Here is a 25,129-nt window from a genome sequence, read left to right as displayed (position 1 = left end):
GCGCTATCGACTACCGTTGTACAGTGACGCATCCTGACACGACCGCGCCGAGCGAGGCAGACACTGCCAGCGACGCTAAGACCTTCTCCGACCTCGGGCTGAGCGACGCCATGCTCAAGGCGCTCAAGGACGTCGGCTACGAGACCCCGTCGGCCATCCAGGCCGCGACCATCCCCCCGCTCCTCGCCGGCCGCGACGTTGTGGGCCTCGCCCAGACCGGCACCGGAAAGACGGCCGCGTTCGCGCTGCCGATCCTGTCGCGCCTCGACGTGTCGCAGAAGAGCCCGCAGGCGCTCGTTCTCGCCCCGACCCGCGAGCTCGCCCTGCAGGTCTGCGAGGCATTCGAGAAGTACGCCTCCCACATGCGCGGCGTGCACGTACTTCCCGTCTATGGCGGCCAGGCCTATGGTGTGCAGCTCTCCGCCCTGCGGCGTGGCGTGCATGTCGTCGTCGGCACCCCTGGCCGCATCATGGACCACCTCGCCAAGGGCACCCTCGACCTCTCCGAGCTCAAGTACCTCGTGCTCGACGAGGCCGACGAGATGCTCAAGATGGGCTTCGCCGAGGACGTCGAGACGATCCTCGCCGACACCCCCAGCGACAAGCAGGTCGCGCTGTTCTCGGCCACCATGCCGCCGCAGATCAGACGCATCTCTCAGAAGTACCTGAACGACCCGGAAGAGATCACGGTCAAGAACAAGACGACGACCTCCGCGAACACCACCCAGCGCTACCTGATGGTGTCGTATCCGCAGAAGGTCGACGCCCTCACCCGCATCCTCGAGGTCGAGAACTTCGAGGGAATGATCGTCTTCGTGCGCACCAAGAACGAGACCGAGACTCTCGCCGAGAAGCTGCGTGCGCGCGGCTACTCGGCCATGGCGATCAGCGGCGACGTCGCCCAGGCCCAGCGCGAGCGCACCGTCAACCAGCTCAAGTCAGGCAAGCTCGACATCCTCGTCGCCACGGATGTCGCGGCCCGCGGCCTCGACGTCGAGCGGATCAGCCACGTCGTCAACTACGACATCCCGATCGACACCGAGTCCTACGTGCACCGCATCGGGCGCACGGGGCGCGCGGGCCGCAGCGGCGCCGCGATCAGCTTCGTCACGCCGCGCGAGCGCCGCCTGCTCGGCGCCATCGAGAAGGCGACCCGCCAGCCGCTCACCCAGATGCAGCTGCCGAGCGTCGACGACGTCAACGTCACGCGCCTCGCCCGCTTCGATGACGCGATCACCGAGGCCCTCGGCCAGGCCGAGCGCATCAGCGGGTTCCGCGACATCATCGCGCACTATGTACAACACCATGACGTGCCCGAGGCCGACGTCGCGGCAGCCCTCGCTGTGGTCGCCCAGGGCGAGGAGCCGCTGCTGCTCTCACCCCAGGATGCCCGGTTCCAGCGCCCTGAGCGCGAGCGGCCTCCCCGCGATGACCGCCGGGACGACGGGTGGGACCGCGCCGACCGCGCCGACCGCGCCGAGCGCGCCGAGCGTCGCCCCCGGGACAGCAACCGCAAGATGACATCGTTCCGCATCGAGGTCGGCAAGCGGCAGAAGGTCGAGCCGCGCCAGATCGTCGGTGCGATCGCCAACGAGGGCGGCCTGAGCCGCGAGGACTTCGGCGCGATCAAGATCCTGCCCGACTTCTCGATCGTCGACCTGCCGGCCGACCTGCCCGGCGACGTGCTCGACAGGCTCAAGGACACCCGCATCAGCGGCAAGCTCATCGAGATCCGTGTCGACCGGGGCACGCCGAACCGGCGTGACGACCGTGGCGAGCGACCTCCGCGGACAAGCTACCGCGACTAGGGCGTTTTGCCGGTGCGCACGATGACCTCCCACTCGCCGAAGCGCGTGAACCCTGCCGAGGTGGCCAACGCCACCGATGGTGCGTTGTCGCGCTGGCAACGGTACTGCGGTTCATAACCCATCGCGATCGCGTGCGCGCTGATCGCGCGCACGGTCGCTCCCCCCAGTCCACGGCCCCGATAGTCCGGCAGAGTAATCACGCCGAGGTCAGCAAGCCTGGTGCCCTCCCATGGATACATGCTCGCCGCGGCGACGAGCCGACCGTCCACGAAGGTTCCGAAGACGAGCCAGTGGTCGAGTTCGACGAACGCTTCGTCGATGTCGGCCTCGGGGGCCTCCCCGGCGAACCGGACAAACGCGTTCTCGTCTTCCGACGTCAGCTGCCGCGTTCCGCCCAAGGCAGGCTCGTCGCGGAGTGCAGCCTGCTCGGCGACGGGGAGATAGAAGACGTAGTCGGGGTCGTTGAGAGTGATGCGCGCGCCGCGGTTCACGGCAGCACCAGGCGCTCTCGATCCCACGACACGGACCAGTCGAGCTCGTCGAACATGCGGGAGAGCACGATCGCGGTGAATCCCCACACGAGTGCGCCGTCGAGGGTGAAGGCGGGGGTGTGCACGGTGCGCCCGCGCCACTCGTGCACCACGCTGGCGCGGTTCGCGGGGTCGAGCAGGTCGGCGACCGGAACGCGGAACACCTCCACCGACTCCCGGTGGTCGACCGCGGCCACCTGCGAGGTGCGCGTCCACCAGGCGGGAACCGGGGTGACGAGATTGTTGCTGACCGGCAGCGGCAGCTCGGGCAGCGTCCCCAGAATCTCGACGCCGCTCGGGTCGAGTCCGGTCTCCTCGACGGCCTCGCGCAGCGCGGTCGCCGCCGCGTCGGAATCGGATGCGTCGGCTCCCCCGCCCGGGAAAGAGATCTGCCCGGGGTGGTGGCCCATCGTCACCGCCCTGCGTTGCAGGAGCACGTCGAGGTCGCGTGCCACCGGGCCTGCCGCGGCCGCCGACGTTGCCCGGGCCGGCAGCGAGTCGAGCACCCCGAACAGCACGAGCACGGCGGCCCGGCGCGCGCGGGAGTAGTCGAGCAGCATCCGCGAGGGACCCACTGCCCAGTCGATCCCGCGCGCGCACAGGGCGCCGAGTTCGGAGCGGGCGTCACCACGGGGCTGCGACATGGCCGCAAGCCTAGGCGCGATGTGCCCGCTCCGTCGTTCGGCCGGGCTCAGACCTTGACCTCCGCGAGGATCGCGTCCATCTGGCCCATCGCCTCCCGCATTCCCTCCTCCATGCCCATCTCCATCATCTGCTGGAGCTGCTCGGCGCTCTCGAAGCTCGAGAGCGAGGTCATTCGGGTCTTGCCACCGACCTCGTCCAGGGTCACGACGCCGTGGACGATGCCCATCGCGTCGACCGGGTTGCCGTCGTCGTCCGCGAAGCCGTCGTCGAACTCGAACCTGGTCGGCTCCTCGATCGCCGTGATCTGCCACCATCCGCGGGGCTTCTCGCCGTCCGGGCCGGTCATGTAATAGGCGGATCGCCCTCCCACCCGAAAGTCGTGCTTCTCGAAGGTCGCCGGGTAGGTCGGCGGTCCCCACCAGCGCTCAAGCTGACGCGGGTCCTTCCAGAGCTGCCAGACCCGGTCGATGCCCGCGTCGAACTCCGCGATGAACTTCATCGTGAGGGCCTCGACGTCCTTCTCAATGCTCACTACGGTCATTGCTTCATTCCCTTCTCATCCTCGGCCAGCAACTGGTCGATGCGATCGGCCCGGCCACGCCAGATCTCCTCATAGGAGTCGAGCAGCCGTGCCGCTCTCCGGAGCATGCTCGGGTCGGGGTGCACGATCTGCTCCCTCCCCCGACGCTTCTTGGTGACGAGCCTCGCCCGCTCGAGCACCGCCACGTGCTTCTGGACCGCGGCGAAGCTCATGGTGTACACGCGCGCCAGGTCGGAGACCGACCGCTCGCGGGTGGTCACCCGGGCGACGATGTCGCGGCGAGTCGCATCCGCCAGTGCCTGGAAGATGCGATCCACCTCAGCTTCGCTCAGCTGGGTGTCGCTCGACTTTTCTACAACCATTTGGTTGTACGTTAGCGCTCTATCATCGCGGGCGCAATGGGCAATTTTGGCCCTTCCGCGCCCGGCGACCACGGGTCTACCGTGAAACGCATGGTGGAGCAGATCACACCCAGGCAATTCCATGACGGCGCGGGAGTCGAAGGCTGGCGGATGCTGGCCCACGGGGTCTGCGCGTACTTCCGCACCGGTTCGTTCCAGGCGGGCGCCCAGCTGGTCGACGCTATTGCCGAACTGGCGGATGCCGCGAACCATCACCCCGACATCGACCTGCGCTACGCCGGTGTCACCGTGCGACTGATCACCCACGAGGTCGGAGGGCTGAGCACCCGCGACGCCAGCCTCGCGCGCCAGATCTCCGAGGTCGCCCACGAACTCGACATTCCGGCCGACCCGGTCGCCCTTCACGACATCGACCTGACGATCGACTCGCTCGTCGCACCGCAGGTGATGCCGTTCTGGCGGGCCGTTCTCGGCTATACGCAGGTCGGCGACGCCGACCTCGAGGATCGGTTCGGGCGCGGGCCCTCAATCTGGTTCCAGGAGATGGACGCCCCGCGCCCCCAGCGCAACCGCATCCATGTGGATGTCTGGGTTCCGCACGATGCGGCCGAGGCGCGCGTCGAGGCGGCGATCGCCGCCGGGGGCCACCTCGTCACCGACGAGCACGCTCCCGCCTGGTGGACACTCGCCGACGCCGAAGACAACGAGGTCGACGTGGCCACGTGGATGGGGCGCGACTGACCGGCTATCCCGCCGTAACTTCCGCGAACTGCTGGGCCGGGGCGGCGAGCGGCTCGGGGAGCACGTGCAGCCCCCCGACGCTGTTCGCGGACCTCATCAGCTCCCCAAGCCACGCCGCATTGACGGGACCGACCGCCACCTTCGCGTACTGGAAGCACAGGGGGATGCTCGGGTCGAACCAGATGCTGACGCGTCCTCCGCCGGTGTCGACGGGCAGCGTCCACGTGCACATGAAGCGCTCGTCCCGGCGGAGCTTCGCCGTGATCACGAGCTGCAGGTGGGTAAGAACCCGGTCGTCGAACTCGAACCGTGTCATTCCAGTGCCATAGAGCAATACACCCACGCGTGACCTCCCTGATCCTGCCGTCCACGGTAAGCGAGAACAGTGACATAGTCTCGGGGCGAAAGTCCCCCAATCGATCACCTTCCGGCACCGCGTGCCAAGCGGGCCGTTCCCCACGCGTCAGCGCTGCATCAACGCGTCGAGCCCGACCGCCATCGCGGCGGCGAGCCGGAAGTCGAGCCGTGGGTCGGGAACAGTGACCGTGTATCGGTCGCGAAGCGAGAACTGGCGCTCGCTCGACATGACGATCGCGCCCGAGCTGCGGTCGGTGAAGTCGAAGTGGAACGCGAACGGGAGGTCGATGAAGCGGCGGATGACGCCGATGGCCGGGTTCCTCTCCTGCCCATACGCCTCGAGGCCGGGGCCGCCGAGGTGGAAGCTCGATCGCAGCAGGCTCGCGCGGAAGTCCTTCTGGAAAAAACCGAGCGGCTCTCCCGCAGCATCCGTCACGTCGTAGACCGCGGCGAGGTCGAGGGCCTGCCGGGCCTTGAACGAGAACACGGGCCGTGTGCGCGCTTCGTCGGCGTAGAAGGTGACCTGCTCTTTGAATGCCATCCGCTTCTGCTGGGCGATGGCGATCACGCCACCCTCGGAGCCGTCGGGCTTCGCCTCCCTGATCTCGTAGCGGTTCACCATCATGGTGATGCGCTGCTTGACGAAGAATCGGTTGAGGTGGTGGGGCGTTTCGCCCTGAGGGATGTTCGTCACTCGCGCAGCCTAACGCCGGGGGCAGCGCGGAGACGCGAAACGCCCTCCCGGAGGAGGGCGTTTCGTGAATCTGGTCCAACTGGCGTCAAGCCCGAGGATCAGGCCTCGCTCATCGCCGTCTTCTCGGCCTGGCCCTTGGCCGCGTAGTACGCGGCACGGGCGGCGATGCGCCGCGTCTGCTCGGCCTGGCCGGCGTCGAGAACGTCCTGCGCCACGTCGACGTTGGGCACGCGGCTCACGCCGTTGTGCTTCGCGATGTACTCGTCGAGCTGGGGGCCCGACTCCCACGAGGTGATCAGGCAGTAGCGCGGGTCGCTGCCGAGATGGGTGGCAGCGTGCCACAGGCGCTGCGTGTCGATGATCAGCTGGGCGCCGGCGGGAAGCGCGATGCGGTACTCGACGCTCGGGTCGGTGCGGTTCTCGCGCAGCACGAAGTAGCTGGTCTCGTCATCGGAGAGGTTGAAGAATCCACGCACGACCCAGCCGGTGCCATCCGGGTTCAGGCGGTTGTTGTCGTCCTGGTGCAGGTTGTAGAGGCAGTCGGCGTAGGTGTTCGGCAGCAGCTCGATGACCCGGCAGCGGCCGACGTTGGAGCCGGGCTCCTGGGCGCGACGGGTGAGGTTCGGCGCCTTCTCGACCTGGGACGGGATCCACACGCCGTCTTTGTCGGTGCGCGGCGGCTTGTGGTTCCAGAATCCGTTGACCTCGATCTCGCCGAACGCACTGGCGAGCGGAGCGAAACGGGTCTCGCCGGAGGACTTCCAGTCGACATACTCGATGTCGAGCCACTCCTTCGGCTCGAGCTCCTGGTTGTAGCGGTCGAGCACGACGTAGCCGGTCTCGTCGAGTGCAGCCGATTTGATATAACCCATGATCGAGATCATGTCCTTTCGTCAGGGGCCAGCACGTTTTAACAGGCCCAACTTAGGTAAGCCTACCTTCGGATACAGTTGATCGACATGGCCACTGCCACCAACATCACTGCGACCGCGGTCAACACGATTCGCTGGCTCTCCGCCGCGAACACCACCATCGTCGTGCCCGTCTACCAACGCCAGTACCGCTGGGACATCGGCGGATGCGAGCAGTTGCTCGCCGACATACGCGCCGTCGCCGACTCGGACGACCTGCACCGGCACTTCATCGGCTCGATCCTCTCCGCCGGGAGCACCGCATCCGAGGAGCTCGTGCTCATCGACGGCCAGCAGCGCATCACCACGCTCATGCTGCTGATCGCGGCCCTGCACCACACCGTTCAGGGTCAGCAGTTCGGCGATCACGCGCTTGCCGCCGAACTGGAACAGGTGCTCGTGCTCGCCGGTGACGGCAGCCGAACCAAGCTCCGCCCGCACCGGGCCTGGGCGGACGTCTTCGAGAGCGTCGTGCTGGGCCGACGGCTGGCCGCCGGCGATCTGCGCGACTCACGGTTCGACGACAACTACGCCTTCTTCCGTAGCCAGGTTCCCGCCGAAGAGGTGCCGCGCATCTGGGCGGGACTGCAACGGCTTGAGCACGTCGCCATCACCCTCGGCGCGGAGGCCAACGCCCAGCAGATCTTCGAGAGCCTCAACTCCACCGGCGAACCACTTCGTGACCACGAACTGATCCACAACTACGTGCTGATGGGCCTGTCTCACGCGGAGCAGACCGAGATCGAGGCGTCTTTCTGGCTGCCGATCGAGCAGAACACCGGGGAGTCCATCGCAGGCTTCTGGCGGCACTACCTGGTCATGACGACCGGCCGCGAGATCGACGTCAGCGACGGGCGCGGGGTGTACGACGCGTTCCGGCACGAGTTCCCGCGCCTCGACCTCGAGACACTGCGTACGCTCGCCCCAGAATGGTCCGCGAACTCGGCGGTCTACCGCATCCTCCTCGAGCCGACGCTCGAGCCGGACGCGGAGCTGGCCCGCCAACTGGGCTACGTCAACACCGTCGGGCGAGGCATGTACCCGCTCGTGATGCGCGCCTACCGCGACTACTCGCGCGGCACGGTGGACCGGGATGCCCTGATCGGCACACTGGAGCACATCCAGTCTCTTCTGCTGCGCAGAACCGTGGTCGGACTCAGCAACGACCGGCTCGTGGCGCGACTCTGCCGTGCACGGGACGCGGGACCGCAGAGCCTCGACGCCGCGATCGCCCGGATAACCCCGTCGGATGCCCGTGTGCGCGTGGAGCTCAAGTATGGCGCACTCCCCCACCCAGCCTATGTGCTCGGTCGCCTCGCCGGCGTCGACACGCTGGCCGAGCTCGACGTGGAGCACATCTTCCCGCTTGGACCCGGCGACGCGTGGAGCGGCGACGGGGTGCGGGAGTGGGCGGACTACAGCGACGACGAGCAGAACAGCCATCGGGCGCTCGCCGATTCGCTCGGAAACCTCACCCTGCTCGAGGAGTCGTTTGCCGAGCGCGCGGTTGACGCCTCCTTCCCGGAGAAGTGCACCGCCATCTACGCGCGGAGCTCGATCGCCGCGACCCGCGAGCTCACCGATACTTCCGTCTGGGGCACCGCCGCGATCGCCGAGCGGGCCGCGCGTCTCACCGCCGACTTCCTGGCGATCTGGGCTCGCCCGACGGCCGCCGGAATCGACGACGACGGGCTCACCCCTATCCTCGACGCGCAGAGGCGGCGTGGTTGGCCGCGCGGCTGGCAGCGGGAGTTCGAGTACGTCGAGTACCGCGGCGAGCACTGGGAAGTCCCCGACATGAAGTACCTGTTCAACCGCATCTTCAGCCGGCTCTGGGCCGACGATCGCGACACGGTCACCGCATTCAGCGCCCGGCGCGGCGGGCCGATCTTCGAGGCGCGGGCCTGGAACGGCCACTGGGATTCGCTCGACGAGACCCACTTTCTCTATATGGGCTGGGACTCGAAGTACATGCTCACCGCGGTGCAGGGCGTGCTCGACGAGACCGGCCTCGCCTCCGAGGTTTTCGTGAAGTACTCGTATGTCGGGGCCGCAATGTAGCTCGGGAGAATGCACTGCTCCGGAAAATCGTGCGACAATCTGCATATGAATGCAGATACGCGAATGTGCGGCCTTTCGCCTGACAGCCAGTACGTCGAGCTTGCCGTTGAGATCTTCTCGATGTTGGCCGATGCGACCCGGGTTGGCATCATTCTCGCCCTCCGCGACGGAGAGCTGTCGGTCAACCAATTGGCCGATGCCCTCGACAAGCCCCCCGCCGCCGTTTCGCAGCACCTCGCAAAGCTGCGGCTTGCCCGGATCGTCGCGACCCGCCACGAGGGCAACCGGGTGTTTTACCGGCTAGCGAACGAGCATGCCAGGCAGCTGGTCGCAGATGCGATATTCCAGGCCGAGCACGCGCTCGAGACCGACCCGTCGCACCACCGGGTCGAGCATCCGTCCTCCGCGACCGGCAGGACCATCACCAATGCTTAGGGTCCTTCGCAACGGCGCTTACGCGAAGCTGTTCAGTGCCCAAGTTGTCGCTCTGCTCGGAACAGGCCTGCTCACCGTTGCGCTCGGGCTGCTGGCTTTCGATATCGCCGGCGGCGACGCCGGCCTCGTGCTCGGCACGGCACTGACCATCAAAATGTTGGCATATGTGGGTCTTGCCCCGGTTATCGCTGCGGCGACCAGTCACGTGCCACGGAAAGTGCTGCTTGTCGCGGCCGACGTGCTCCGCGCCGGCATCGCGATCAGCCTTCCCTTCGTGACCGAGGTGTGGCAGATCTACGTTCTGATCTTCGTGCTGCAGTCGGCCTCCGCTACCTTCACCCCCGCGTTTCAAGCTGTCATTCCGGAGATCCTCCGGGACGAGCGCGACTATACCCGTGCGCTCTCGTTGTCCCGGCTTGCCTACGACACCGAAGCCCTCGTCAGCCCGTTCCTGGCTGCGGTGTTGCTGACCGCGATCAGCTATCACAACCTGTTCGTCGGCACGTTCGTCGGGTTCGTTGGCTCCGCGATTCTGGTCCTCACGACGACCTTCCCCGCGATGGGGCAGGCTGCACCGACCCCGTTCGCGGAGCGCCTCACTCGCGGCGCCAGAGTCTTCTGGCGCACCCCCGTGTTGCGCAGCCTCCTCGCCATGAACCTCGTTGTCGCTTCGGCGACGGCAATGGTGATCGTGAATACTGTCGTGCTGGTGCAGGGCGACCTCGGCCGACCGCAGACGGATGTCGCGCTGCTGCTCGCCGCCTACGGTGCCGGCTCGATGACCGTGGCGCTTGCCCTGCCCAAGTTGCTGGATGCGTTGCCCGACCGAGCGATCATGCTCGCCGGCTCTGGCGCGCTGCCAATCGGGCTGATCGTCGTCGCGATAGTGACGTCATTTCCGGCGTCCACGGCCAGCTGGGTGGCCCTCATGGTGACTTGGCTGTACCTCGGCGCCGCCACCGCCCTGATCTTGACGCCGTCGTCCCGGCTGTTGCGGCGCGCATCGAACGACACAAACCGGCCGGCCGTGTTCACCGCGCAGTTCTCCCTCTCCCATGCCTGCTTCATCGTCACCTACCCGACCGCCGGCATCCTCGGTGCGCTCATCGGCCTCCCGTTCACGGCTCTGGTTCTCGCCGGTATTGCCGCGATCGCGGCCACGATCGCGGCGATCGCGTGGACACCACGCAATCGCGCCGATGCCGGTGCGCCGGCGGCAGCACACGGGCACTAGTTCCGGGGCGTCTAGGCGCGGAGCATCATCAACACGTGATAGAGCACGTAGACCGGCCAGATGATGGCCTGCACCAGTCCGAGCACGACGGCCAGGAAGCTGCCATCCGAATCTGAAATGAAGTAGATCGCGGCACCGATGTAGGCACGGAAGAAGAAGGCTCCCCACGGGGCGGCGCTCGCCGCAGCCGCGCCATTCTTTGCGACCATGCCATCCTCCTCGCGATCGGCGGTCGGTCCTCACGACCGTAGGCGCCGTGACGCGGGAGGATCAGGGGACAAAGTCCCGCCCTATCCGGTGAAGGTGGACGCACGCTCCTCCGGGTCAGGAAGCACACGTCGAAGAACATCGGCGAGCGTCACGACACCGACGAATCGCTCGCCCTCCATGACTACCGCGAACTGCTCGCCCGCCTCACGCAAGCGCGCGAGGGCCTCGTGAACCGGGGTCCCGACTGTGATCACGAAGGCAGTGCGAGCCAGCTCGCGAGCCGCACGCGTGGCCGGTTCGAGAAGCGTGTCGCGCACGTGCACGACGCCGGGCAGCGAGCCCGTGAGCCCCACGTCGGCCGCCACCAGAATGCGCATGTGGCCCGATCGTGCCGCCGCTGCCTGGACCTCGGCAACGCTGGCGCCAGCCGGGACCGCGGTCGGCTCGCCGTTCGCGGCGATGAGGTGTTCGACGTGCATGGTCTCGAGCTCGATCACGTTCGAAATCTGGGACCGGAACGACGACCCCAGCGAGCCCACGCTGGCGGAGTGCTCCACAAGGTGCCGGATCGTCTCGGCGTTGAGCCCACCGACGGCGGCACTCTCGACCGGCTCGACCCCGGTCGCCGCCACGAGACGGTTCGCGATGCTGTTCACCCAGCTCAGCAATGGGCGGAACAGCCACACGAAGGCGCGCGAGGGAATTCCGATGAGGATGGCCGAGCGTTCAGGGTGCGCGATGGCCCACGACTTCGGGGCCATCTCGCCGACCACGAGGTGCAAGAACGTGACCAGCAGCAGCGATAGAGCAAAGGCCGCGCCTCCGGCCACCCACGAGGGCATCCCCCACGACTCGAATACCGGGCCGAGCCACCCGTCCACCGCGGGCTTCGTCACGGCGCCGAGCGCGAACGTGGCTACGGTGATGCCGAGCTGAGCGCCGGCGAGCATCAGGGTGAGCTCGTTCACTCCTCGCAGCGCGGCCCTGGCCGAGCGGCTCGTCGCCGCCGATTCTTCGAGGCGGTGACGCCTCGCGCCCAGCAGGGCGAATTCAATGACCACGAAGAACGCGCTCAGGGCAATCAGTAGCACGGTCACGAAAATGATGACCCAGGGATTGCTCATCGCTCGACCTCCTTGTCGGTCACGTCGGCGACCTCAACCAAGCTCACCCGCACCTCGCTCGGCACGTGGCGATCGACCTTGAGAATGTCCACATCGAGCATGCGGCGGATCGGCTCATCGAGCACCAGGTCGGCGGGGTCGACCGGAAGGGTGATCCGCATCGTCTCGCCCGCACTCGGCAGCGCACCTCGCTCGGCGATCAGCAGCCCCGCGACGGTCTCGAAGTCCCCGCGCGGCAGGTCGTGACCGATCGCGCGTTCGGCCTCGTCAACGTGCACATCGCCACCCATCAGCCAGATGTTGTCACCGTCGGGCTCCAGAACAGACGTTGCGCCGTCGTCGTGCTCGTCCGTGATCTCACCGACGAGCTCTTCCGCGAGGTCTTCGATGGTGAGCACACCAGCGAAGCCGCCGTACTCGTCGATCACACACGCGAGTTCGTTGTCGGTTCGGGTGAGTTGGGCGAGGGCATCCGGCAGCCTCATGAGAGTCGGCACGACCGTCGGCGGTCTCATGATCTGCGTCACCGGCACGTTCTCGTCGACCCTGTCCCCGAGCAGATCAGCAAGTTGCGCGACGCCCACCGGCTCACCGCGGGCGTCGATGACCGGATACCGGGTGTGGGCCTTCGCCATGAGGATGCGCAGCTCTCCCACCGTCGTCTCGGGCCGCACGGTATCGACGTGCGCGCGCGGAATCATCGCGTGCTCGACGTCGCGGTGGGGGAAGTCGAGGATGCGGTCAAGCAGGTACGACAGCTCGCCGGGCAGGTCGCCGCTCTCGCGGGAGTCGGAGACGATGCGCTCGAGGTCCTCGGCGGTCGCACTCGTGTCGACGTCGTGCACCGGCTCGATGCGCAACGCACGCAGCAGCAGATTTGCGGCGCGGTCGAACATTGCGATGAGCCAACCGAAGCCGGTCAAATAGATCGTCGTCGACCGCGCGAGCCCCTTGGCGAGAGGTTCGGGGTTGGCGATGGCATAGTTCTTTGGAAACAGCTCGCCGAAGATCATCTGCACAATCGTCGCGGTCACGAGAGCGAGCAGCGTTCCGACCGTGATGCTCACCGCGGCGGGAACCCCGACTCCCCCGAGCAAGACTCCGAGCGACTCACCGACGAGCGGTTCGGCGACGAAGCCAACGAGCAGGCCGGTCACCGTGATGCCGAGTTGCGCACCCGAGAGCATGAACGACGTGCGGCGCGTCACGGCGAGAGCGCGCTTCGCCGATTTGTCGCCCGAGTCGGCCTGCGCTGAGAGCTTGCGGCGGTCGACCGACATGTAGGCGAATTCCTGGGCGACAAAATATCCGTTCGCCGCGATGATCACCAGGATCACCAGAATGCCCAGGAGCAGTGTGAGCAGCGCGCCGATCATCGGATGCCTACCGAGTGCGCTTCGCGATCACAACAATGGTCGGGGTCAGAAGATGACCCGGTAGAACTGGTCGTATGGTCCACGTGGGTGGCGATGCCTCCGGTTTAGATGATTGGGATCAAGTTTACCCTGAGCGGCTGGGGGATACTTGGTGTGCGGCGGGACGGCACACCGACACATCTCCACACCACACACAGGGGCACACCGCCGACGGAGGAGATGAGCAATGGCTGAACGCACCGACAAGATCACGCTCGCTGGGTCGATATCGCTCGGCACCGGGGTGATGATCGGCGCGGGGATCTTCGCTCTCGTCGGCCAGGTTGCCGGGTTCGCGGGCGACTGGTTCCCGCTCGCGTTCTTGCTCGGCGCCATCGTCGCCGGGGTCAGCTCATACTCGTACACCCGCTACTCCTGCACGAACCCGTCGTCCGGCGGTATCGCGATGCTGTTGAAGGATGCGTATGGTCCGGGCGTGGCCGCGGGCTCGTTCTCGCTGTTCATGTTCGTGTCGATGGTGGTCGCCGAGAGCCTGCTGGCACGCACGTTCGGCACCTACCTGTTGCGTCCCTTCGGCCTGCAGGACTCCGCGATTCTCGTCCCTGTCCTGGCTGTTGCCGCCATCGTCGCCGCGGCCGCAGTGAATCTCGTCGGCAACAAGCTCGTCGAAGGCTCGGCGACCACGACAGCGGTGCTGAAGATCGTCGGTATCGCCGTGCTCGCGATCGCCGGACTGGTCGGAACCGCTGTATCCGGCAATGGGTTCTTCGCCGAGGCATCCGGGGACTCGTTCGATGTCATCGGCCTGCTCGCCGGGACCACCCTGTGTGTGCTCGCCTACAAGGGCTTCACGACCATCACCAATCAGGGTGATGACATCCAAGACCCGAAGAAGAACATCGCGCGGTCGATCATCATCTCTCTGCTCATCTGCACGGTGCTGTACCTGCTGATCACGGTGTCGGTCGAGTCGAGCATCGGAGCGAAAGGCGCGGTCGACGCCCGCGACTATGCACTCGCGCAGGCGGCCGAGCCGCTCTTTGGCGCTTGGGGCGTCGGAATCACCGTCGCCATCGCCGTTGTCGCGACACTTTCGGGTCTCCTCGCAAGCTTGTACTCCGTATCGCGCCTCTACGGGATGTTGCAGGAAATGCGACAGGCGCCGTCACTGCCGGACAAGGTCTCGCACCAGCCGATGATCATCACCGCCGGCCTGGCCGTCGTGGCCACTGCATTTCTCGATCTCAGTCAGATCGCCTCCATGGGGGCGTTCCTCTACCTCTCCATGGACATCGCCGTGCAATGGGGCGTCATCCGCCATCTCCGCGCAAAGATCAACGCCAAGCCCTGGCTTCCGGCGCTCACCATCGCCCTCGATCTCGGCATCCTCATCCCCTTTACCATCCTGAAAGTACAGAACGACATCCTCACCGTCATCGTCGCCGCATCGGTTGCCGCCGCAATCGTCCTCGCGCAGGTCTTCACGATGCGTGTGCGTGCACAGCAGAAATGAAGACACTCGATCACAGCCGAGGCAACAAAAAAGGCGGGTGGCCCGCCGATCCGAGCCACCCGCCTTCGAGCCGACCTAGTTAGACGCTCTTGTACACCGCAACGTAGTCAACGAGCATCGGAACACCCGATTGGGTCTGACCGGTGGGTCGCCCCGGCCAGCCGCCGCCGATGGCCACGTTCAGGATGACGAAGAAGCCGTGATCCGTCGCGTTGGCCCAGGTCGTGGCATCCACATCGGTTTGTCTGACCGTGTTGTAGAGCACGCCGTCGACATACCAGCGCACCTGAGCGACCGCTCCACTGCGATCCCACTCGACTCGGTAGACGTGGAACGCGGACTGGCAGGTCGCCCCCGGGCAGCTTGTGCTGCTCCCGAGACCGGTGGTCTCGTTGCACGGGCCGCCGGGGCTCGTTCCGCAGTGCAGGGTGCCCCAGACAGTGTTGAGGCCGTTGATGTTCTCCATGATGTCGATCTCGCCGACCGACGGCCAGTTCGTGTAATTGCCGCGGAAGGGAGCACCAAGCGCCCAGAACGCTGGCCAGTACCCCTGCGCCTTTGCGCCCGTGACGTTGGGCATCTGGATGCGGGCCTCGATACGCATGATCTTGCCCGCGGCCGGCTGGAAGTCGGCGCGCTGGGTTTCGATGCGACCGGACGTCCAGTTGCCCCGGACATCGCGGATGGGTTTGATATTGAGGTTGCCCACGCCGTCTTGGTACACGTTCGCGGTGGACGACGTCATCGTCTCGATTTCGCCCGTGCCCCACTGGGCGGCGCCACCCGGGTAGCTCGTGCCAATGTCATACAGCCAGTTGGTGGTGTTGACGCCGGTTCCCGCTGCCCCGCTGAAGTCGTCGCTCCAATCGAGCGTCCAGCCGGTGGGGGTTGCGGGAATCGATGCCTGGGCGGAGAGCGCGGCAGAGGGAACCACGGCCACGACGACCGCTACCGTGGCAGCGACCGCGGCGAGCTTGTATTGTGAGCGAAACTTCATTGTTGAACTCTTTTCGATTGTGCTTCCAGAATTCTCTGAGAGCGCTCCCACTGTATAAGAGAGCGCTCTCAGTACCCACTAGAAGCCCAGATTTTGTGCCCTGGCCGGCGCCGCGCCCATGCGCCCCTCTACTTCGACTCGCCGCTCGACGCGGAGGTTGGAACCATCCGTTGCAGTGGACCCTCGGCAAGGGCCTCCGGGTCGCGCCGGTTGTCGCGCCCGGCGTCGACCGCTGGACGGTGTACGTGCCGGAGGGCGAGTGGGTGGACACCCGCGACGGTTCGGCGCACAGGAGAGGAGTCGTCGAACTGGACCCGCCGATCGACAGCGCCGTTGTCCTGTGCCGTGCGGATGCCTGGACCTCGGGCCTGCGCGAGGTGTTCGGAAACCACCGCGCAGTTTTGCCCGCAGGATAGAGACATGAAATCGCAGACTCTCACGAACACAAACCTCGAAGCATCCAGCGTCATCCTGGGCCTGATGAGGATCTCCTCGATGACCGATGGAGATATTCGCTCTCTCGTGAGCGGCGCCCGGGACGCCGGCATCAACTTCTTCGACCACGCCGACATCTACGGCACCGAGACCCACGAATGCGAGAAGCGCTTCGGCGACGCCGTGACGTTCTCCGCCGCGGAGCGCGCGTCCGTCATCATTCAGTCGAAGGTCGGCATCCGCTCGGGATTCTGGGATTTCTCCACCGAGCACATTCTCCGGTCCGTGGACGAGTCCCTTGCGGCGCTGCAGACGGAGTACCTCGATCTGTTGTTGCTGCACCGCCCCGATGCGCTCGTGGAGCCGGACGAGGTGGCCGCGGCATTCGACGTGTTGCAGAGCTCCGGCAAGGTGCGCAATTTCGGTGTGTCCAACCACACCCCGGGGCAGACTGAGCTGCTGAAGAGCTCGGTGAGCCAGCCCCTCGTCGTGAACCAGGTGCAGCTCAGCCTCACGCACGCGCCGATGATCACCGCGGGCATGTCGGCCAACATGGCCGGTCTCGAGCAGTCCGTCGACCGCGGCAACGGCATCATCGACTACTCCCGCCTCAACGGCATCACCCTTCAGGCATGGTCGCCCTTCCAGAAGGGATACTTCGACGGGATCTTCCTCGGCGATCGAGAGACGTACTCGGCTCTGAACGACGTCATCGACGAGCTCGCGGCGAAATACGAGGTGGCTCCCGCGGCGATCGCCGTTGCGTGGATTACTCGGCACCCCGCCGACATCCAGGTCGTGCTGGGCACCACGAACATCTCACGGCTCACGGACTCCGCGGCCGGCGCCGACGTACGGCTCACCCGCCCGGAATGGTACCGCCTGTTCACTGCCGCGGGCCACGTGCTGCCGTAGCACGCTGGTCACCCCAGGAGCGTCGTGCCGAATGCGGTCAGTATCGGCCCCGCGGCGATCCCGATGACGAGCACGGCCAACGCGCCGGTGACGGCAGCCCGAGCAGCCCAGCTCGGCTCCGACACCGGCGCTTCGACATCCCCCCGCCCCCGCGAGAGAATCGGGGCGAGCCAGCGCAGGTAGTAGAACAGGCTCGCGACGGTGTTGATCGCTGCGACGACGACCAGCCAGGCGAAACCGCCGTCCCAGGCCGCGCTGAAGGTGGTGAGTTTGCCGACGAACACCGCCGTCGGCGGGGTACCGGCGAGTCCGAGCAGGCTCACGACGAGAGCTCCGGCGAGCCACGGGTGCGCTGCCGCAGCGCCGCGGTAGTCCTCGATCGAGCGACGGGCCGGCAGTGCGGCGACGACCGCGAACGCGGTGATGTTCGACGCCGCGTAACCCGCGAGGTAGAGCAGGAGTGACGGCAGTGCGAGATCGGCATTGCCCGCAACCGCGACGGGCAGCAGCAGATAGCCCACCTGGCTCACCGTCGACCACCCGAGAAGGCGCCTCACGTCCGTCTGCCAGAAAGCCGCAAGGTTACCGAGTGTCATGCTCGCGGTGGCAACGATGGCGACCAGCAGGGGCCACCCGACAGCGCCTGAGCCAGACCCGTCGGGAAGCATTTCGAAGAAGCGATAGGCCGCGATCAGTGCGCCGAGCTTGGGAACGGACGTGAGGAACGCCGCGACCGTCGTTCCCGATGCCTGCGTCGCGTCGGGCACCCAGAAGTGGCCGGGAACCCCGCCCGCCTTGAACATCAGTCCCGCCACGACCCCGACGATCCCGGCGAGGACCGCCGCGGGCGGTGCATCGCCGAGCGTCGACCGCAGTTCGGAATACGATGTGCTTGCGCCGACTCCGTAGAGGATAGTGACCCCGAGCAGCAGTGCGATGCCCATGATCGCGCCGATCAGGTAGGTCTTGAGGGCGGCCTCAGCCGCGCCGGGCGACCGGCTCATGCCGACGAGGGCATAGAGGGGAATGCTCGCGAGCAGGTAGCCGGCGGCGAGAACGAGCAGGTCGTTCGCTCCCGCCATCGCGATCGCGCCGAGCGCAGAGAGCATCATCAGCGAGTAGGTTTCGCTCTCCCTCGCGCTTCCGCCGAGCTCCTCGACGCCGAGTACGAGTACGAGGATCGTGGCGAGCGGGATGATGATCCGCGCTGCCCCGGTCGCGACGTCGACCGCGAAACCGCCTTCGAAAATCGTCATCGCGGGGGAAGTCATTCCGGCCACCGCCGCCGCGGCAGCCAGCAGCAGCGCGACGATCGCGACAGATCGTGTTACCCCCTGCCGGTCCCGGGGAAGGAACGACCCCGCAAGCAGGACGATCACCCCGCCGGCGAGAACGAGAATCTCCGGGAGCAGCGCGAGGGTATCCCGTTGCATATTCACGAGGACGCTACCGGCTGACGAGTTCGATGACGACGGATGACGCGGGCTCGATGACATCCAGCAGGAAACGCGGCACGATTCCGATGATCACGGCTAGGAGCAGGAGCGGCGCGATCGCAAGGATCTCCCGACGGTCAAGGTCATGGAATCCATCGGACAGCCCTCGTGTCTCGCCCATGAGCATCCGCTGCAGCGCCCGCAGGAACATGGCGGCCGTGATCAGGATGCCCGGGAGGGCGAGCGCGGTCAATGGAACGGGACCAATGCTGCCGGCGAAGATCTGGAACTCGGCGATGAAACCGCTGAAGCCGGGCAGCCCGAGGGAGGCGAAGGCCGCGACCACGAAGAACGCGGCGTAGCGCGGCGCCGGGGCCGCGAGTCCGCCGTAGGAGCCGATGTCGTAGCTACCCTTGCGGTCGTAGAGCACCCCCGCGAGAAGGAAGAGGGCGCCCGTGATGAGTCCGTGGCTCACCATCTGCACGACGGCGCCGGTGATCGCGACCTCCCTCGCTTGAGCTGAGCTGTTGCTCACGACCCCCGCCGCGCCGACCGCGAGAACCACATAGCCCATGTGATTGACCGAGGTGTAGGCGATCATCCGCTTGAAGTCGGTCTGGGCGAGCGCGACGAGTGCCCCGTAGAGCACCGAGATCGCGCCGATCACGACGATCAGCCACGCCCAGTCTCGCCAGGCGTCCGGCAGCATGGGCATGGCGATGCGCACGAAACCGTAGGTGCCCATCTTGAGCAGGATGCTCGCCAGCACGACCGAACCGATCGCCGGAGCATCCGTGTGGGCGGGCGGCAGCCACGTGTGGAATGGGAACGTCGGCGTCTTGATGGCGAGGCCGATGAAGACGGCGGCGAGCACCAGTCCGCCGACGACGGGTTGGTCGCCGAACGGCGGGTTTTGCGCGAGCTCGACCATATCAAAGGTCTTCGCCTCGGAGCCGAGGTAGAGGCCGATGAACCCGAGCAGCAACGCGAGCGAGCCCAGGAAGGTGTAGAGGAAGAACTTGAGCGCCGACCGTGCCGCGTTGCCGTGCCCCCAGCCAGCAATGACGAAGTACATGCCGACGATCGAGAGGTCGAAGAAGACGAAGAAGAGAATGAGGTCCTGCGCCGCGAAAACTCCAAGGCTCGCCGTCTGGAGAAAGAGGAACAAAGCGGCCTGCGAGCGGGGCCTGTCGGTGTCGCGAAGCGCGAAGACGGCACAGACGACAAAGATGAGCGACGTGAGCGCGACCAGCGGCAGCGACAGCCCGTCAAGGCCGAGGTGATAGGTGCTGCCGACGTTCGGAATCCACGGCAGCTGCTCCTCGAAGGCCAGGCCCCCGGCACCCGGGTCCCGGTAGGACACCCACAAGCCGACCACGAGGGCGAGATCGAGGAGTGTGACGACAAGCCAACTCCAGCGGGCCGCGGCATCCGTGACGCGGGGCATCACAGCGAGCACGATCGCCGCGAGCACGGGGAGGAAAACGACAAGGCTGAGCATGGGTTACCTCACGAGAAGGATCAGGATGAACACGACAGCCAGGGCGATGGCGATCTGGGCGTAGTACTGGTGGATCCGGCCGGTCTGCGGGCGCCTCGCGAGCGTGCCGAGGCGTCGCAGCTGGCGGGCGAGGCCCTCGACGGCGCCGTCGATGCCCCGGATGTCGGCGCGCGCCGCACGCGAACCCGCATGCGCACCAGCATGCGCGGTCGCGCTGACTGCCGCATCGAGAGCGCTGTCGTCGAGCCGTCCAAGTCGACGTGCGCTGGCGACGGCGGCGCGCGCCGTTCGATGTAGGCCGCGGTCGAGGATGCCGTCGTCGAATATCGCCAGCGCTTCGCTCAGCGCGAGCGTCGGGAGCACCACGACGAGGTGGACGGCTCGCTCGAGTCCCAGCCAGTTGACTGCCCAGGATGGCCGCGGGAGCCTCCGTCGAAGCGCCACCGCGACAAGGGCGAGCATTGCCAGCGCCAGCAGCGCCGAGCCGGCGAGCTCCACCGCGCCGGGTGTCGCGGTCCCGCTCTCCCCCAGCATCGCCTTCAGCCGCTCGCTCACCTGCGGCAGCGCCAGCAGTCCGAGCAGTGCTGCACCGGCCGCGAGCACGGCCAGCGGGAGCCGTTCCCACCGTCCGATGTGACCGGTTCCCGGCTGCTCGTCGTCGAACCCCGCCTCGGTCGCGTCATCCGCTCGCCCCCACACGATCAGGAGCGCCTTGCCGGAGTAGACCCCGGAGAGTGCCGCCGCGCTGAGGCCGACGATGTAGAGCACGGGGCTCGTCTCCAGGGCGACGGCGAGCAGTTCGTCTTTGAGCGCCCAGAGCGAGAGCGGCGCAATGCCCGCGAGCGACAGTGCCCCGACGGTGAACAGCACGCCGACGAGCGGCCACCGCCGAGCGGCGCCGCGGAGCGCCGACAGCTGCTTCGTGCCGAGAGCGGCAAGCCACGCGCCGGCCACGAGGAAGAGCAGCGCTTTGGTGGAGGCGTGCGCGACGAGGTAGCCCGCACCGCCGGCGATCGACCCCACCCCGGCCGCCAGCACGACGAATCCCAGTTGGGCGGCGGTCGACGCCGCGAGCAGCTGCTTGAGATCGCGTTGGGCGACAGCGACCGCGCCGAGCAGCAGGGCGGTGAGCGCTCCAATCCACGCCACGGTAATTCCCGCCCAGACCGTCGCCTCGAGCAGCGGCGCCACCCGCAGCAGCAGGTATCCGCCCATCGCCACCATCGCGGCCGAGTGCAGCAGTGCACTGACGGTGCTCGGCCCTTCCATCGCACGTGACAGCCAGGAGCTGAACGGCAGTTGCGCGGCCTTGCCGAGGGCGGCCGCGATGATGCCGGCGGCGATGACGTCTCGCCACGGTGAGGACGCGGCCGGCAGATCGGCGAGCGCGAGACCCGCGCCTCCCATCAGCGCGGCGCCCGCGGCGAGATAGAGGCCGAGATCGCCCGCCCTCGTCATCGTGAAGGCGACGAGCCCCGCCTGCACGCGCCGGTCATCCCGCCAGTGGAAGCCGATGAGCGCCCACGACATCGCACCCATGATCTCCCAAGCGAACAGCAGAGCCGGGAGCGTCGTCGCGGTCACGGTCACCACGACGGCGGCGGCGAAGATCAGCATGAGGCCATGGAACCGTCCCGGCGACTCCGTTCCCTCGGCGGCCGCGAAGATCAGCACGAGCAGGGTCACGATCGCGACGGCGGGAAGCAACAGGGCGGAGAGCCCGTCGACAGCAAGCCCGAGCGGCGCGCCGGCGATGAAGGGGATCTCGAGCGCGGGGCGTGTGAAGGTGACGACCACTGCGAGCGCCGCCGTCACGGTGGCGGTCGTAAGCGAGACCGGGATCGCGGCGGCCCGTGCACGCGGTCCGGCGAGGCAGAGCGAGATTCCGGATGCCGCGGGCAGCAGCACGACCAGGGCGAGGGCGAGCCCGCTCATCCGGAGAGGTCTGTCGCCGAGTCGGTCATGTCTGATCCGCGGGACCGGTGCAGCAGGGTCGCGACGGCGAAGCCCATCGCCATCTCCACCGTCATCGCGGCGATCACGATGAGCAGCAGCACCTGGCCGTCCGGGGCGGGCGCGAGAAACCACCAGAAGGCGCCGGCCGCGAGGATGACTCCGTTGAGCATCAGCTCGAGTCCCATCATGACCATCACGACCACCTGTTGGGACAGCGCGCCGTATAGGCCGACACAGAACAGCGCGGCGGCGACGAGAAGAACGGCTTCGAGTGTCATCGGCCGAGCCCTCCCCGCATCGGATCGTTCGGCGTGTCGCGCTTGAGGTCATCGCCCCAGCGGTCATACCGCCCGCGCGGGTTGGCGATCACGAGGCCGGCGATGATCGTGGCGAACAGCACGGGGCTGATGGTGAGCATCGCGAGCATCTTGGGCCCCATGATCGCCTCGCCGAGCGAGGCGGTGAGGTCGGGTGCGGGTGCACCCACGCGGGCGGGCCACGGGATGAGCAGGGCTCCCGCGGCCAGCAGCACGAAGGTTCCCACCGCCAGCACCGCCGACCAGCGTTTGCTGTGGGTCATGTCCATCGGCATCAGTGCCGGGTTCATCCCCATGTACATCACCATGTAGACAGCCATGATCGCCATCTCCATAACCATCATGAGAATCGTGATGATGCCGATGTACTCGAGACCGGCCATCACGAGCATGATCCCGACGGCGACGAACGAGACCGCGAGCGCGTAGGTGGCCCGCGCCATCGAGTCGACCACGAAGACCGCGACACCGGATGCCACGGACACGACCGCGAGCGCCCAGAACAACAGGTCGACCAGCATCCTCAGCTCCCCACGGCGATGATCGCGACGACAAGCACCTGCAGGAGCGCCGCGGGCAGCACGATGATCCAGGCCACCTCGGCGAACCGGTCAGGACGGATCGTGGGCACCCTGTGGCGGATCGCGACGAATGCCGCGAGCACGAGCGCGGTCTTGACGATCGTCCAGAACCAGTCGGGCAGCAGCGGACCCGCTCCACCGCCCAGGAAGAGCGGCACGGCGAACGCGGCGCCCGCAGCGAGCACCGCGTAGCGACCGGTGAGGATGAGCAGCCTGTCGACGCCGGAGACGTCGGCGAGAAAACCGCCCGCAATGTCCCGCCCGGCACCCGTCGCGAACGGCCCCCAACTCGAGAAGGCGATGACGCTGCCGCAGAAGATGACGAACGCGACCGGCATCCAGATCACGAACCACAGGTCGTGCTGGGCCGCGACAACGTCGCCGACCCGCAGGCTGCGGGCTGCGACCGCCGGCGTGATCAGCGCAAACATCAGCGGCAGCTCATACGAGACAGCGAGCGACAGGAAGCGATAGCCCCCCACGAGCGCGTGCGCGCTGTTCGCCCCCCAGCCGATGAGCCAGAACAGCGCCCAGATCATGACGTCCATCGTGTTGAACCAGACGACGCCCACGTCGAGGTCGGCGAGGGTCCACGGCCCGAGCGGGATGACCAGGATCTTGAGAATAGCGACAACCAGAAGGCCACCAGCACCGATCCGCCACAGCAGCACATCGGCCGCGACGGTGACCTGTCGTCTCTGCCTCAGCAGCCGTGCCACCTGGGCGAACGGGGCACCCGCTCCTGAGCGGACCGGGCGACCGGCCGACCGGGCCGCGAGCGCACCATTCAGCCCGGCTCCCGCGAGGGCGAACAACAGGAGGGCGAGCGACGCCAGCACCGCCCAGGCCGGGCTCACCTGCACGATGGGCTCAGTCATGAGAGCGCTCATGGGTTTCTCTGAGAGCGGCGGTGTCGAGACCGAGGCCGGCGATGAGCAGGCGCGCGGTTCCGAGATCCGTTCCGCGGAGCAGGTCGGGCAGGGCGTCGAGCAAGTCCTGCGCCTCCTGCGCCCGATTGGCATCGTGCCCAGCGATTGGCCGCCCACCGGGTGTGGTCCCAGCCAGCTCAGCAGCCTCGCGGAGCCAGCCAATCAGGCGATGACGGATGCTGAGGTCCGCCCCGTCGTCGCGGGTCGCGGAGCCTGTGAGAGTGAGTCCCTTCAGCGACCAGCGCAGCAGCGTCGAGCGCTCGACGCGTCGGCGCAGCCGATCGAGTTCCGCGCCATGATCAGTGAGGTCCGCTCCCCGAAGCGAGTCGTCACGCAGCCGGCGCGCGTTCTGTGCGGCAGCCTGCCAGCCGACGAGTGCGAGTAGCTGCGAGGCCTGGTCGCAGAGCCGGATCATGCGCCGGCGAGCGTCCACGACACCCGTCATCGCCTCCTCCGACGCCGACGCCGACGCTGCCGGGAGAATCCGGGCCTGCGCACTCACGATCACGTCGCCCTGCAGCACGCAATCCACCACGAGGCCAGCCGGCCAGTGAGGCAGCACCGGACCGAGCGGAACGTTGAGCACATCCATCTCGAGTCCGTCGCGGTCGTCGCCTCCACCGGCGAGTGGGATGCCGCCGGGCATCGGCATGTCCATGCCGCCGTGGTCCATCGCGCCATGGTCCATGCCGCCGTGGTCCATCGCGCCATGGTCCATGCCGCGGTCGATCCCGCCGTGGTCCATGTCCTCGTGCGACATGCCTTCGTGCTCGTCGGCATCCGGTGTCGCATCTGTGGCAGCGACGTGCTGGGATCTCGCGCGGGCATCCTCGCGTTGCCGCGAATCGTCGACGAGGTGCGCCACTGCTCCATCGAGCAGTGCCGACAGCGCGGCTGCGGTGGTGACGCTCGCTCGGGAGCGTGGTCCCGGCAGCTGATTCCACACGAGATCGCATGCCGTCCGGAGCTCGTTGCCCGGTATCCCGCACACGGCGAGCAGGTCGGCGTCGGCTGGGGAGAGCGCGACGCTCCAGCCACGACGGTCGAGCTCGGCCTCGAGCAGCATCCGCGATTCGTCCGAGCCCGGCACCTCAACGACGAGGACATGCACGCTAGTGGAGGCCCACCGGGCGAGCACTGAGGTCACACCCATCTCAGCGATCCTTCCCGCCAGGCCCAGACGACGCCCACCATGAGCAGCCCGAGGAAGATGAACATCTCGATGACTGCCGTGGGACCCTCGCTCGCCACGACGACGGCCCAGGGGTACATGAAAAGCATCTCGACGTCGAAGGCGAGAAAGATGACGGTGAGCGGATACCAGCGAGCGTGGTAGCGGGACAGTGCGTGCTGTTCAGGCATCCAGCCGGACAGAAACGGCGTGGTCACGAGCGGCACCGGCGACACCGACGTGGCCCGGGCCACAAGGTAGAGCACGCCGATCCCAGCCACTGCCGCTCCGACGATCACGGCGACGCTGACGTAAGCCGACATTCGTCCTCCTCATCTCCGCGCGCTCA

27 protein-coding genes are annotated in these 25,129 nt (G+C 67.1%); 8 read left to right on the top strand and 19 right to left on the bottom strand.

The genetic code is table 11. The annotated features are described in order from the left end of the window. Window positions 1-23 precede the first annotated feature (23 nt). The gene (locus tag ABIB15_RS13620) at window positions 24-1,808 is read left to right on the top strand and encodes a DEAD/DEAH box helicase (protein WP_354479685.1); all 1,785 of its coding nucleotides are present in this window, start codon (window positions 24-26) and stop codon (window positions 1,806-1,808) included. Here ABIB15_RS13620 and ABIB15_RS13615 read toward each other — a convergent pair. The 4 genes from ABIB15_RS13615 to ABIB15_RS13600 are packed head-to-tail and all read right to left on the bottom strand — an operon-like array spanning window position 1,805 to window position 3,886. Beyond that, a complete protein-coding gene (locus ABIB15_RS13615) occupies window positions 1,805-2,326 on the bottom strand; it encodes a GNAT family N-acetyltransferase (RefSeq protein ID WP_354479682.1) in 522 nt (173 codons plus the stop codon). The two genes, ABIB15_RS13620 and ABIB15_RS13615, sit on opposite strands and share 4 nt — an antisense overlap. Continuing rightward, window positions 2,296-2,982: an NUDIX hydrolase gene (locus tag ABIB15_RS13610; protein ID WP_354479681.1), complete on the bottom strand. Its 687-nt coding sequence runs from the start codon at window positions 2,980-2,982 to the stop codon at window positions 2,296-2,298. The genes ABIB15_RS13615 and ABIB15_RS13610 overlap by 31 nt, the downstream gene beginning before the upstream one ends. Window positions 2,983-3,029: 47 nt before the next feature. Then, window positions 3,030-3,524, bottom strand: coding sequence for an SRPBCC family protein (locus ABIB15_RS13605; protein WP_354479678.1), 495 nt, complete (start codon window positions 3,522-3,524; stop codon window positions 3,030-3,032). Continuing rightward, the gene (locus ABIB15_RS13600; RefSeq protein ID WP_354479675.1) at window positions 3,521-3,886 is read right to left on the bottom strand and encodes an ArsR/SmtB family transcription factor; all 366 of its coding nucleotides are present in this window, start codon (window positions 3,884-3,886) and stop codon (window positions 3,521-3,523) included. The genes ABIB15_RS13605 and ABIB15_RS13600 overlap by 4 nt, the downstream gene beginning before the upstream one ends. A 90-nt stretch (window positions 3,887-3,976) precedes the next feature. Between ABIB15_RS13600 and ABIB15_RS13595 the strand changes: the two genes are divergently transcribed. Further along, window positions 3,977-4,627, top strand: coding sequence for a 4a-hydroxytetrahydrobiopterin dehydratase (locus tag ABIB15_RS13595; RefSeq protein ID WP_354479673.1), 651 nt, complete (start codon window positions 3,977-3,979; stop codon window positions 4,625-4,627). Window positions 4,628-4,631: 4 nt separating this feature from the next. On the opposite strand, the gene ABIB15_RS13590 is transcribed toward ABIB15_RS13595, so the two are convergent. From ABIB15_RS13590 to ABIB15_RS13580, 3 genes are all read right to left on the bottom strand, one after another. Next, window positions 4,632-4,970 (bottom strand): DUF7882 family protein, encoded by a 339-nt coding sequence (locus ABIB15_RS13590; protein ID WP_502908983.1) that lies wholly within the window; start codon window positions 4,968-4,970, stop codon window positions 4,632-4,634. 120 nt (window positions 4,971-5,090) lie between these two features. After that, on the bottom strand, window positions 5,091-5,678 hold the full coding sequence (locus ABIB15_RS13585; protein ID WP_354479668.1) for an LURP-one-related family protein: 588 nt from the start codon (window positions 5,676-5,678) through the stop codon (window positions 5,091-5,093). Between the two features lie 98 nt (window positions 5,679-5,776). After that, window positions 5,777-6,550, bottom strand: a complete 774-nt coding sequence (locus ABIB15_RS13580) for a hypothetical protein (protein WP_354479665.1) — start codon at window positions 6,548-6,550, stop codon at window positions 5,777-5,779. Window positions 6,551-6,637: 87 nt separating this feature from the next. Here ABIB15_RS13580 and ABIB15_RS13575 point away from each other — a divergent pair, with 87 nt between their 5' ends. From ABIB15_RS13575 to ABIB15_RS13565, 3 genes are read left to right on the top strand one after another with little or no spacing between them, the layout of a single operon-like run. Next, window positions 6,638-8,650 (top strand): DUF262 domain-containing protein, encoded by a 2,013-nt coding sequence (locus ABIB15_RS13575; RefSeq protein ID WP_354479663.1) that lies wholly within the window; start codon window positions 6,638-6,640, stop codon window positions 8,648-8,650. Window positions 8,651-8,695: 45 nt separating this feature from the next. Further along, a complete protein-coding gene (locus ABIB15_RS13570) occupies window positions 8,696-9,085 on the top strand; it encodes an ArsR/SmtB family transcription factor (protein ID WP_354479660.1) in 390 nt (129 codons plus the stop codon). Then, complete coding sequence (locus tag ABIB15_RS13565; RefSeq protein WP_354479657.1) at window positions 9,078-10,319, top strand: MFS transporter; 1,242 nt, start codon at window positions 9,078-9,080, stop codon at window positions 10,317-10,319. Before ABIB15_RS13570 ends, ABIB15_RS13565 begins: the two co-directional genes overlap by 8 nt. A gap of 11 nt (window positions 10,320-10,330) precedes the next feature. Here ABIB15_RS13565 and ABIB15_RS13560 read toward each other — a convergent pair whose 3' ends face one another. From ABIB15_RS13560 to ABIB15_RS13550, 3 genes are all read right to left on the bottom strand, one after another. Then, the gene (locus ABIB15_RS13560; RefSeq protein ID WP_354479655.1) at window positions 10,331-10,528 is read right to left on the bottom strand and encodes a hypothetical protein; all 198 of its coding nucleotides are present in this window, start codon (window positions 10,526-10,528) and stop codon (window positions 10,331-10,333) included. A gap of 81 nt (window positions 10,529-10,609) precedes the next feature. Next, window positions 10,610-11,653, bottom strand: a complete 1,044-nt coding sequence (locus tag ABIB15_RS13555; protein ID WP_354479653.1) for a CNNM domain-containing protein — start codon at window positions 11,651-11,653, stop codon at window positions 10,610-10,612. Beyond that, window positions 11,650-13,029 carry a hemolysin family protein gene (locus ABIB15_RS13550; protein WP_354479650.1) on the bottom strand — a complete coding sequence of 460 codons (1,380 nt, stop codon included), beginning with the start codon at window positions 13,027-13,029 and terminating at the stop codon, window positions 11,650-11,652. Before ABIB15_RS13550 ends, ABIB15_RS13555 begins: the two co-directional genes overlap by 4 nt. 226 nt (window positions 13,030-13,255) lie before the next feature. Between ABIB15_RS13550 and ABIB15_RS13545 the strand changes: the two genes are divergently transcribed. Beyond that, window positions 13,256-14,542, top strand: a complete 1,287-nt coding sequence (locus tag ABIB15_RS13545; RefSeq protein WP_354479648.1) for an APC family permease — start codon at window positions 13,256-13,258, stop codon at window positions 14,540-14,542. 79 nt (window positions 14,543-14,621) lie between these two features. On the opposite strand, the gene ABIB15_RS13540 is transcribed toward ABIB15_RS13545, so the two are convergent. Beyond that, the gene (locus ABIB15_RS13540) at window positions 14,622-15,539 is read right to left on the bottom strand and encodes a glycoside hydrolase family 16 protein (RefSeq protein WP_354479645.1); all 918 of its coding nucleotides are present in this window, start codon (window positions 15,537-15,539) and stop codon (window positions 14,622-14,624) included. Between ABIB15_RS13540 and ABIB15_RS13535 the strand changes: the two genes are divergently transcribed. Together ABIB15_RS13535 and ABIB15_RS13530 are read left to right on the top strand one after the other, a co-directional pair. After that, window positions 15,443-15,955: a glycoside hydrolase family 31 family protein gene (locus ABIB15_RS13535; RefSeq protein WP_354479642.1), complete on the top strand. Its 513-nt coding sequence runs from the start codon at window positions 15,443-15,445 to the stop codon at window positions 15,953-15,955. The two genes, ABIB15_RS13540 and ABIB15_RS13535, sit on opposite strands and share 97 nt — an antisense overlap. Before the next feature lie 4 nt (window positions 15,956-15,959). Continuing rightward, entirely contained in the window at window positions 15,960-16,889 is a 930-nt protein-coding gene (locus ABIB15_RS13530; RefSeq protein WP_354479640.1) for an aldo/keto reductase, read from the top strand. A gap of 8 nt (window positions 16,890-16,897) precedes the next feature. Here the strand turns inward: ABIB15_RS13530 and ABIB15_RS13525 are convergent, their stop codons facing one another. The 8 genes from ABIB15_RS13525 to ABIB15_RS13490 are packed head-to-tail and all read right to left on the bottom strand — an operon-like array spanning window position 16,898 to window position 25,103. Beyond that, on the bottom strand, window positions 16,898-18,322 hold the full coding sequence (locus tag ABIB15_RS13525; RefSeq protein WP_354479637.1) for an NADH-quinone oxidoreductase subunit N: 1,425 nt from the start codon (window positions 18,320-18,322) through the stop codon (window positions 16,898-16,900). A 13-nt stretch (window positions 18,323-18,335) separates the two neighbouring features. Further along, window positions 18,336-19,826: a complex I subunit 4 family protein gene (locus tag ABIB15_RS13520; protein WP_354479634.1), complete on the bottom strand. Its 1,491-nt coding sequence runs from the start codon at window positions 19,824-19,826 to the stop codon at window positions 18,336-18,338. 3 nt (window positions 19,827-19,829) lie between these two features. Then, complete coding sequence (locus tag ABIB15_RS13515; protein ID WP_354479631.1) at window positions 19,830-21,761, bottom strand: proton-conducting transporter transmembrane domain-containing protein; 1,932 nt, start codon at window positions 21,759-21,761, stop codon at window positions 19,830-19,832. Next, complete coding sequence (gene nuoK, locus ABIB15_RS13510; RefSeq protein ID WP_161886684.1) at window positions 21,758-22,060, bottom strand: NADH-quinone oxidoreductase subunit NuoK; 303 nt, start codon at window positions 22,058-22,060, stop codon at window positions 21,758-21,760. The genes ABIB15_RS13515 and nuoK overlap by 4 nt, the downstream gene beginning before the upstream one ends. Further along, entirely contained in the window at window positions 22,057-22,620 is a 564-nt protein-coding gene (locus ABIB15_RS13505; RefSeq protein WP_354479627.1) for an NADH-quinone oxidoreductase subunit J, read from the bottom strand. Before ABIB15_RS13505 ends, nuoK begins: the two co-directional genes overlap by 4 nt. 2 nt (window positions 22,621-22,622) lie before the next feature. Beyond that, entirely contained in the window at window positions 22,623-23,558 is a 936-nt protein-coding gene (locus ABIB15_RS13500) for a complex I subunit 1 family protein (RefSeq protein WP_354479624.1), read from the bottom strand. Continuing rightward, window positions 23,551-24,762: a hypothetical protein gene (locus ABIB15_RS13495; RefSeq protein ID WP_354479622.1), complete on the bottom strand. Its 1,212-nt coding sequence runs from the start codon at window positions 24,760-24,762 to the stop codon at window positions 23,551-23,553. Before ABIB15_RS13495 ends, ABIB15_RS13500 begins: the two co-directional genes overlap by 8 nt. Next, on the bottom strand, window positions 24,753-25,103 hold the full coding sequence (locus ABIB15_RS13490) for an NADH-quinone oxidoreductase subunit A (protein ID WP_354479620.1): 351 nt from the start codon (window positions 25,101-25,103) through the stop codon (window positions 24,753-24,755). Before ABIB15_RS13490 ends, ABIB15_RS13495 begins: the two co-directional genes overlap by 10 nt. Window positions 25,104-25,129: the final 26 nt, after the last annotated feature.

Source organism: Marisediminicola sp. UYEF4 (assembly GCF_040546025.1).
In the GTDB taxonomy this organism is placed as follows: domain Bacteria; phylum Actinomycetota; class Actinomycetes; order Actinomycetales; family Microbacteriaceae; genus Marisediminicola.
The sequence above is the reverse complement of the archived record's forward strand: the minus strand, read 5'-3'. Positions and strand labels throughout refer to the sequence as shown.

Bases quoted from the DNA above. Each gene is read 5' to 3' on its own strand.
- ABIB15_RS13595 (WP_354479673.1), top strand. From the start codon at position 3,977: ATGGTGGAGCAGATCACACCCAGGCAATTCCATGACGGCGCGGGAGTC.
- ABIB15_RS13540 (WP_354479645.1), bottom strand. From the start codon at position 15,539: ATGAAGTTTCGCTCACAATACAAGCTCGCCGCGGTCGCTGCCACGGTA.
- ABIB15_RS13560 (WP_354479655.1), bottom strand. From the start codon at position 10,528: ATGGTCGCAAAGAATGGCGCGGCTGCGGCGAGCGCCGCCCCGTGGGGA.
- ABIB15_RS13530 (WP_354479640.1), top strand. From the start codon at position 15,960: ATGAAATCGCAGACTCTCACGAACACAAACCTCGAAGCATCCAGCGTC.
- ABIB15_RS13495 (WP_354479622.1), bottom strand. From the start codon at position 24,762: ATGGGTGTGACCTCAGTGCTCGCCCGGTGGGCCTCCACTAGCGTGCAT.
- ABIB15_RS13515 (WP_354479631.1), bottom strand. From the start codon at position 21,761: ATGAGCGGGCTCGCCCTCGCCCTGGTCGTGCTGCTGCCCGCGGCATCC.
- ABIB15_RS13525 (WP_354479637.1), bottom strand. From the start codon at position 18,322: ATGCAACGGGATACCCTCGCGCTGCTCCCGGAGATTCTCGTTCTCGCC.
- nuoK (WP_161886684.1), bottom strand. From the start codon at position 22,060: ATGACACTCGAAGCCGTTCTTCTCGTCGCCGCCGCGCTGTTCTGTGTC.
- ABIB15_RS13520 (WP_354479634.1), bottom strand. From the start codon at position 19,826: ATGCTCAGCCTTGTCGTTTTCCTCCCCGTGCTCGCGGCGATCGTGCTC.
- ABIB15_RS13505 (WP_354479627.1), bottom strand. From the start codon at position 22,620: ATGCTGGTCGACCTGTTGTTCTGGGCGCTCGCGGTCGTGTCCGTGGCA.
- ABIB15_RS13490 (WP_354479620.1), bottom strand. From the start codon at position 25,103: ATGTCGGCTTACGTCAGCGTCGCCGTGATCGTCGGAGCGGCAGTGGCT.
- ABIB15_RS13580 (WP_354479665.1), bottom strand. From the start codon at position 6,550: ATGGGTTATATCAAATCGGCTGCACTCGACGAGACCGGCTACGTCGTG.
- ABIB15_RS13600 (WP_354479675.1), bottom strand. From the start codon at position 3,886: ATGGTTGTAGAAAAGTCGAGCGACACCCAGCTGAGCGAAGCTGAGGTG.
- ABIB15_RS13555 (WP_354479653.1), bottom strand. From the start codon at position 11,653: ATGAGCAATCCCTGGGTCATCATTTTCGTGACCGTGCTACTGATTGCC.
- ABIB15_RS13535 (WP_354479642.1), top strand. From the start codon at position 15,443: ATGCCTGGGCGGAGAGCGCGGCAGAGGGAACCACGGCCACGACGACCG.
- ABIB15_RS13500 (WP_354479624.1), bottom strand. From the start codon at position 23,558: ATGACTGAGCCCATCGTGCAGGTGAGCCCGGCCTGGGCGGTGCTGGCG.
- ABIB15_RS13575 (WP_354479663.1), top strand. From the start codon at position 6,638: ATGGCCACTGCCACCAACATCACTGCGACCGCGGTCAACACGATTCGC.
- ABIB15_RS13550 (WP_354479650.1), bottom strand. From the start codon at position 13,029: ATGATCGGCGCGCTGCTCACACTGCTCCTGGGCATTCTGGTGATCCTG.
- ABIB15_RS13565 (WP_354479657.1), top strand. From the start codon at position 9,078: ATGCTTAGGGTCCTTCGCAACGGCGCTTACGCGAAGCTGTTCAGTGCC.
- ABIB15_RS13570 (WP_354479660.1), top strand. From the start codon at position 8,696: ATGAATGCAGATACGCGAATGTGCGGCCTTTCGCCTGACAGCCAGTAC.
- ABIB15_RS13610 (WP_354479681.1), bottom strand. From the start codon at position 2,982: ATGTCGCAGCCCCGTGGTGACGCCCGCTCCGAACTCGGCGCCCTGTGC.
- ABIB15_RS13605 (WP_354479678.1), bottom strand. From the start codon at position 3,524: ATGACCGTAGTGAGCATTGAGAAGGACGTCGAGGCCCTCACGATGAAG.
- ABIB15_RS13545 (WP_354479648.1), top strand. From the start codon at position 13,256: ATGGCTGAACGCACCGACAAGATCACGCTCGCTGGGTCGATATCGCTC.